This window comes from Thermoleptolyngbya sp. M55_K2018_002, assembly GCF_015295965.1.
Taxonomy (GTDB): Bacteria; Cyanobacteriota; Cyanobacteriia; order Elainellales; family Elainellaceae; genus Thermoleptolyngbya; species Thermoleptolyngbya sichuanensis.
In genome coordinates this window covers 1-7,208 of the sequence record NZ_DVEA01000400.1, presented here as the reverse complement: position 1 = coordinate 7,208, position 7,208 = coordinate 1, and the positions used below count along the sequence as shown (strand labels likewise).

5 protein-coding genes are annotated in these 7,208 nt (G+C 59.3%); 1 reads left to right on the top strand and 4 read right to left on the bottom strand.

Features of this window, described 5'->3' with window-relative positions; genetic code table 11:
• A partial coding sequence (locus IGS51_RS20415; RefSeq protein WP_297080606.1) for a caspase family protein occupies nucleotides 1-1,870 on the bottom strand: 1,870 nt, incomplete at its 3' end.
• 562 nt (nucleotides 1,871-2,432) lie between these two features.
• Here IGS51_RS20415 and IGS51_RS20410 point away from each other — a divergent pair.
• Nucleotides 2,433-4,007, top strand: a complete 1,575-nt coding sequence (locus IGS51_RS20410; RefSeq protein ID WP_297080605.1) for a B12-binding domain-containing radical SAM protein — start codon at nucleotides 2,433-2,435, stop codon at nucleotides 4,005-4,007.
• Nucleotides 4,008-4,089: 82 nt separating this feature from the next.
• On the opposite strand, the gene IGS51_RS20405 is transcribed toward IGS51_RS20410, so the two are convergent.
• The 3 genes from IGS51_RS20405 to IGS51_RS20395 form a co-directional block, all read right to left on the bottom strand.
• Nucleotides 4,090-5,133 carry a DUF1611 domain-containing protein gene (locus IGS51_RS20405; RefSeq protein WP_297080604.1) on the bottom strand — a complete coding sequence of 348 codons (1,044 nt, stop codon included), beginning with the start codon at nucleotides 5,131-5,133 and terminating at the stop codon, nucleotides 4,090-4,092.
• A gap of 255 nt (nucleotides 5,134-5,388) precedes the next feature.
• Nucleotides 5,389-6,663: an ATP-binding protein gene (locus tag IGS51_RS20400; RefSeq protein WP_297080603.1), complete on the bottom strand. Its 1,275-nt coding sequence runs from the start codon at nucleotides 6,661-6,663 to the stop codon at nucleotides 5,389-5,391.
• A gap of 178 nt (nucleotides 6,664-6,841) precedes the next feature.
• On the bottom strand, nucleotides 6,842-7,208 hold a 367-nt coding region (locus IGS51_RS20395; protein WP_297080602.1), incomplete at its 5' end, for a laccase domain-containing protein.

Genomic DNA, 7,208 nt, shown 5'->3' with positions numbered 1-7,208 from the left:
CAGGCGGCAAACCCGCGGCGAAAGGTTGGGGCTGCGCTTCTGCCTGGGCGCGGCGCTGGGCTTCGGCCAGGGCCATTAGCTTGCGCTGAATCGCGGCAATTTCCTCATCCGTCAACATGAGAGACTCCTGAATCAGTTTTAGTTCAGATAGGCTCGACTCGTTTAAGGGACACTCTAGCCTAAGGCGCTGGGCCACCGCCCGCTCGTAGCGTTTCAGATTTTGCTGGTGCTGCTGCTGGCGCTGGTGGTGCAGCGCGGCCTGCTCCAGGGCTTCCACGTCTGCATCACTAAGCTGGAGGCGCGTTTGCAAGGTCTGGAGGCGATCGCGCTCGGATTTTCGCAGGGTTGGCTCCTGGGCGATCGCTTGCAAAAATGCCGCTCGATATTGCTGTCGCTGCGCTTCCCGTTCGGCCCGTTCCTTCTGCAACCGAGCCTGCACGCGCTGTTCCACCGAGTCGATTTGCACCTGGCGCAGGTCGAGCGCGTGTTGCAGCTTGTCGAGCTTGAGCCGATCAGCGGGGCCAAGGGTTTCGCTAGCCCGCAACGCCGCTTCGTATTCCTGTTCATAGCGCAACAGGTTGTGGCGATCGCGCTCGCGGCGTTCCTGAATTTGCTGCTGCACGCGCCGTTCGATGGCGGCCACGTCTGCGTCGGCCAGTCCCCACACAGATTGCTGCTGTCGGAGGCGATCGCGCACCGCGTCACTGGGCGGGTCGGCTTGCAGCAGCGCCTTGGTCAGGGCTTGCTCATACTGAATCAGATGGGTGCGGTAGGCGGCTTCGCGCTCGGCGTAGGGCTGCATCAGCGCTTCGTGGATCGGCTCCACTTCCTCATCCGACAGTTCCAACACCTGCTGCAATTCCCTCAGCCGACCCAGTTGTGTTGGAGACAGCGGATACGCCTGGGCCAGTTCGGCGCTGAGCGTCTGGCGATAGTCTTGCAGGCGCTCGGCGTGTTCTCGGAAAGGCTGCATCAGTTCTGCCTCGACGCTGAGCGCATCGGCATCCGACAGCCCAAACTGCGATCGCTGCCGTTTCAAAATCGCCACGGATGCGGGAGTCAGTCGCCCGTCGGGGTCAAGCTGCCGCTGCACCGCTTCCCGATAGCGCTGGCGTGGATCTTGACGAAAAACGCGGGTGAGGGCGATCGCCCCGTCTTCATCCCGCAGCGCAATCAGTTCCGGCTGCATCGTCGGCAAAACCAGTCGCACGCGATCGCTCGTATAGGTGTGCAGTTCCTTCACCGACACCTGGCCGTCGTGATCCTGATCCGCCGCGCCCGTTGTCATCCCTTCTACCAGATGATGCGTATACAGCGACAGATCCGGATCGCAGTCATCCAGCACCACGGGCGCATCATCTGCCGCCAGCAAAATCACCCGCCCCTGCGCTCCCAACTGATGCCCAAGGCTAAAGGAGCCATTGGCCCGTGCCGCCACGGCCGGGTCTACCTGAGCATTAAAGCCGCAGTCTAGAATCATCACCTGCTGGCGCGAGCGGCTGCTGCCCGACAGATCGCGCACAAGCCCCACAGGTAGGGCAGTTGCTTTGACCAGTTGTCCGTCTGAGTTGCGGCGGGTGGAACGGGTCGCGAAATAGGCCCGCCCCAAATCGTCGCGCAGCCCCCGCCCCGAAAAGTACATCACCGCCAGATCGTGGGCACTGCACTTGCGAAAAAACTCCTCAATGCGTTCCTCTAGCTCCATGCGGTCGGGGTCAAACACGTGCGGGGCTTCATCAAAGCCACCGATTTCTGGATGCAGCAAAACCTCCCGCAGCGCGTTGACATCGTTTCGAGCGCTCGGAGATGGGCGGACGGCATCCTGATTTTGGTAGTTGCTGACCCCAATCAGCAGGGCATATTTCCCCATAGTGAACGCCTGAGCCAGCAGTAGAATCTGGTGCGGCTGGGAAGGTCACCCGATTCCGGAGCAACCTGCTCCGGGTTGACAGTTCCAGAAAAATGGGCAAGCCGGGTGATGACTCGTCTTTCCTCATTTTCAGAACGCTTAACTTCAAGAATACGGTGATTTTTTCAAAATAGCGCACTTGTACGGTTGCAATGGGCACAACTGGGTACAGTTGGGGGGCGTTTTGGGGACACCCGGCCCCAGTTGGCAGAAACTTAGGGAACGGGAGGGCAGAGCGTAACGGAAGTTAACGAGAAATGAAACGAATCGTGAATAGATAATCCCTAATGTTATGAATCGGCGTAGGTTAAGGGGACATGAAATAGCTCCTGGCAAGCCAGTTAGGACGGGTCAATGGGACAGGTTCATGGGACAGGTTAACGGGACAGGCAAAATCGATGACTCTCTTTTCAGCCTGTTCAGTGGTGATTTCAGCGCTGACCATTACCCCAACCCCTAACGTCTCAATTCCCAATTCCTAACGCCTTGTCATCACGGATTCTCCTCGCCCCCTGGAGTGCCTATGAACGTGCTGTTGCTTTGGCCCGTGATGCCCAATTCCTTCTGGTCGTATCAGGAAACGCTGGATCTGGCGGGATTGCGATCGACCAATCCGCCCCTGGGCCTGATTACGGTGGCGGCGATGCTGCCTGAAGATTGGAACCTGCGCTTTGCCGATCGCAATGTCTGCCCCGAAACGGAAGACGACTGGGACTGGTGCGATCTGGTCATAATCTCGGCAATGGTGATTCAAAAAGCAGACTTTCAAGCGCTGATTCGCAAGGGCGTGGCGCTGGGTAAGAAAGTGGCAGTGGGCGGCCCATACCCGACCTCTTATCCAGACATGGCCCAGGAAGCAGGGGCCCACTATCTGATTCTGGACGAGGGAGAATGCACGATTCCTCTGTTTCTGGAGGCGATCGCCCGCCACGAACCCAGCGGCATCTTTCGCTCTGCCGAAAAGCCCGATGTCACACAAACGCCGATTCCCCGGTTTGACCTGCTGAATCTAGAAGCTTACCTGGCGATTACTGTGCAGTTTTCACGCGGCTGCCCCTTCCAGTGCGAATTCTGCGACATCATTAACCTCTACGGCCGCAAGCCCCGCACCAAAACGCCAGAGCAAATGCTGGCTGAGTTCGATCGCCTCTATGAACTGGGCTGGCGGCGCTATGTGTTTGTGGTAGACGACAACTTTATCGGCAACAAGCGCAATGCCAAGGTGTTCCTGCGGGCGCTCATTCCCTGGATGGAGGCGCACCAGTATCCGTTTATCTTACTGACCGAAGCCTCGCTGAACCTGGCAGAAGATGACGAATTGCTAGAACTCATGGTGAAAGCAGGTTTTACGATCGTCTTCATGGGCATTGAAACGCCCGATACCGAGAGCTTGGTGGGCATTAATAAACTGCAAAACACGCGCCAATCGCTGATCGATGCTTGCCACAAGGTCACGCGGGCCGGGCTGCAAATCATGGCAGGCTTCATCATCGGCTTCGATGGCGAGCGGCCGGGGGCAGGGCGGCGCGTGCGTGAGTTTATTCAGGAAACCGGAATTCCTCAGGCGCAATTTAGCATCTTGCAGGCGCTCCGCAATACCGCCCTGTGGAACCGACTCCAGCAGGAGGGGCGGCTCACCGATGGTCTGGGAACCTTCCATCAGGGCACGATTATGAACTTTGTGCCGACGCGCCCCGTGGAAGAGATCGCCCGCGAGTATATCGACGCTTTCTGGCATATCTATGACCCGATGAATTTCCTGAAGCGCACCTTTCGCCATTTCCGCATGATGAATGGCTGGCGGGCTAAGAGCGATCGCCCCTTCACCCGCACCGAGTGGCAACTCTTCAGTGCGATTTGCTGGCGACAGGGCGTGCTGCGCTCCACGCGATTTCGGTTTTGGGGACAACTGCTGGCGATCGCCCTCACCCGGCCGCGCCTGCTCTACGACTATCTCGTTGCCCTTAGCACCGGCGAGCATTTCTTCCAGTTTCGCCATGTGGTGAAAGCGCAGCTTGAGGAACAGCTAGCGGCCCTGGCAGCCGAGCAGTCTGTGCAAGCCGTGGCCGAGCGGCAGGTGGCCGAGGTGACGGGGTAATGCCAGGTAATACCAGGTAATAGTAGATAATAGTAGATAATAATAGATAATACCAGATGATGACAGGTAATATCAGGTAATATCAATCCAGCATCGCCTCCAAGATTCCCTCTGCGCCAAAGCGGATTACGTCCGTGCAGGGCAGTCCGGTTTCGTCCTGGGTCTGGGCGATCGCCCGCTGTGCGGCTGTTTCCTCCAGGTGAAAGGTGTTGAGGGCGATCGCCACCACCTTAGTCGGGGCGAAGGTGCCGCCTGCACGGACGACAGTTTCATAGACCTGGATGACTTCCGGCAACGGCGGAATGTGAAAACCGGGAAAGCTGCGGATTTCGGTTTGGCCCGCGCGGTGAACCAGGACGAGGTGGGTGGGCTGGCTGCCGCGCATCAGGGGCAGCGTGGCCGTGGAGGCGGGATTCATCAGGGAACCCTGGCCCTCGATGTGCAGAATGTCTTGGTTGGGCGCATTCCGCAGCACGGCTTGCTCGACGGCTCCAGCGGCAAAGTCAATCCGCACCGCATCCAGCGGAATGCCGTCGTGCCCCAGCATTAGCCCCGTTTGCCCGGTGGCGATGAAGCGCGATCGCAGCCCCCGCGCCCGACAGGCCCGGTCTAGCTCCAGGCTGGCAGACATTTTGCCCACACTCATGTCCGTGCCCACTGTCAGCACTCGCTTGCAGGAGAGCGATCGCGCTTTGCCGCTGCCCACGGTCAGCCCTGGGGGTTCCTGCCGCACGTCCCAAATCCACTGTCCATCGCGCACCAGATCCCGCAAGTCGGGAGCCGTCGCCATTGGCGTGTGCAGCCCGTTGACCACCGACAATCCTGCCGCCACGCCGTCCTTCACCTCTTGCCACCAGGCATCGGGCAGCGCCCCACCCGACGGCGCAATGCCAATGGTCAGCACGGTTGGGGAATAGGCCAGCGCCTCGCGCACCGAGGCCACAATCGGCACATCGCGGGGAATCCCAGTCATTTCGAGGAGCGATCGCCCCACCGCCGCTTGGTCAATCACCGCCACAATTGGAATGTCGCTATAGCGCAATAGAGACAGCCCTGTTTTGCCGTGGGAACCCTGCGTTCCCTCATGCAGCAGAATGGCAACCCGACTCTCAGCCGTCAGCATCATGGAATTTACTCAAGGGGTTCAGCAACTCAATTCGGACTTCGGACTAAATATCGGACTAAATTCAGGCTGACGCAGGGGGATGATGTCTCGCAAGAGGATCTCTCGCAAGACGAGTTCTTACCAGAGGATTTCTCACAAACTGGGCCTGCAAGAAATCATCCAAAATCCAGAACATTCATCGCAAGCGCATCAGTCCTATATATTCATCATCAGGGGTCGGGAAGGCAATTATGGTAACGCTTTTGTCTGACGCGCTCATCTGCCGTGTTCCAATCCTGGCTCCGATTCACTGTCCCCGGATATCTGAACCTCCTGGAGGGTGAAATAGAGCGTGCTGCCCTGCCCAGGCTGGCTCTCTGCCCAGATCTTGCCGCCGTGGCGCAGGACAATCCGCTGCACCAGCGCCAGCCCAATGCCCATACCCTCAAATTCTTGCTCCGGATGGAGCCGCTGGAATGCGCCAAAGATCTGATCGGTGAATTCCGGTGGAAAGCCCACGCCGTTGTCGCGGACGAACAGCGTGCGGTTGGGCAGGCAGCCGATTTCGACGCGGGGCTGGGGCGTGGGGCGGCTGAACTTGACGGCATTGTCGATCAGATTGGCGAACACCTGCTGGAGCAGGGTCGCGTCGCCCGACACCGTTGGCAAATCTCCAATCACAAATTCGACGGGGGAACCGGGCTGTTCGTCGGACGTGGCCAGGGCGATCGCCCGATCGACCAGGGGACGGAGCGGCACTGGGCGCTGCACGAGCGATCGCCGGGTGACTCGCGACAGATTGAGCAGCCCGTCAATCAGCAGGCCCATCTTGCGGCTGCTGTTGCGAATGGTGTCCAGATAGTGAGTCACTTTGGGGTCATCCAGCCAGCCGTTGGCCGCTAGGCGATCGCCCAAGACCGCCACAAAGCCCGAAATATGGCGCAAAGGGGCCCGCAAATCGTGCGACACCGAGTAGGAAAAGGACTCTAGCTCGCGGTTGATCGCCTCTAGCTGCTCGGTGCGCTGCATCAATTCCTGTCGGGCCAGCACTAGGTCTGCGACTTGATCACGCTGCGATTCGCAAAGCGATCCCTGCGGAAATCGTCCCTGTTGCGCTGCGGGGCGCTGCTCGGTGAGGTCGATCAGCGTGCAAACTGCCCCTGACGGGGAGGAGCTTGGGGGCAGGGGCTGGATGCTCAGCCTGAGCCAAGTCACAGACCCTCCGAAAGCACCATTCTGCCGAGCCTGGGGTATCCCCACCACCGCTTGCAGGGTCGCTCCAGTGGCGATCGCCCGCTGAACCAACTGCGCCACCGATAGCTTCGACCCCGCTTCACAAATCCAGTCTTCAGTCAGGCATTCGAGCGGGCTATCCGGTGGCAAATCGCCCGTCCGCCCCAAGAGCGATCGCCCTATCTGGTTGCAAAACTGTATCTCGACCCGCCGTCCACAGACCACCACCCCGACGCTTACCGCGTCCAGAATCGATCCCTGCTGCTCCCAACTGTCCACAACACTGCTGACTCTATCGATCGGTTCCACCCTACTCATTGACGCTGATTAACCATCACTCACACACCAGGCGAAACATGGGAGACGAAACACGGGGCATCCGCCACCAGAAAATTCTCTGCCCAATGCTTCTTACTCAGAATTCCCACAAAGGTTACTTTTCTCAACACTGACGCACCTTGCCTGATGCTCTGCTGTTCACCAGCTTGCCCAACACTTACCGACTGACAATTCCCGACCACTGCACCTGCTTGCGCCGCTCTCGCCGATAGGAAAAGAAATGCTCCGGCGTTTGATAGGTGCAGTAGGGGGCGATCGCCACCTGCTCTGGCAGCAGACCCAGATTCAGCAGTTGCAACTGGTTGACTCGGCGCACGTCCAGCCGCACCCGGCCGGGCTGTGGGTCGGGATGCAGCGGCGACTGGGGCAGCGACCCCAGCGTTTCCAGAATGGCCTCAGCAACGCCATCAGGCAGTCGCGGTTTGGCCGGATCGGGCACATCGCTTGACGGTGCTTGTGGGTCGAGCGGGGTAGCGTCCTGTCGCCATCGTCCGGCAAATTCCGGCAATACGGTCGCGCCCACT

Coding starts and splice junctions, on each gene's coding strand:
- IGS51_RS20410 (WP_297080605.1), top strand. CDS start 2,433: ATGAACGTGCTGTTGCTTTGGCCCGTGATGCCCAATTCCTTCTGGTCG.
- IGS51_RS20405 (WP_297080604.1), bottom strand. CDS start 5,133: ATGATGCTGACGGCTGAGAGTCGGGTTGCCATTCTGCTGCATGAGGGA.
- IGS51_RS20400 (WP_297080603.1), bottom strand. CDS start 6,663: ATGAGTAGGGTGGAACCGATCGATAGAGTCAGCAGTGTTGTGGACAGT.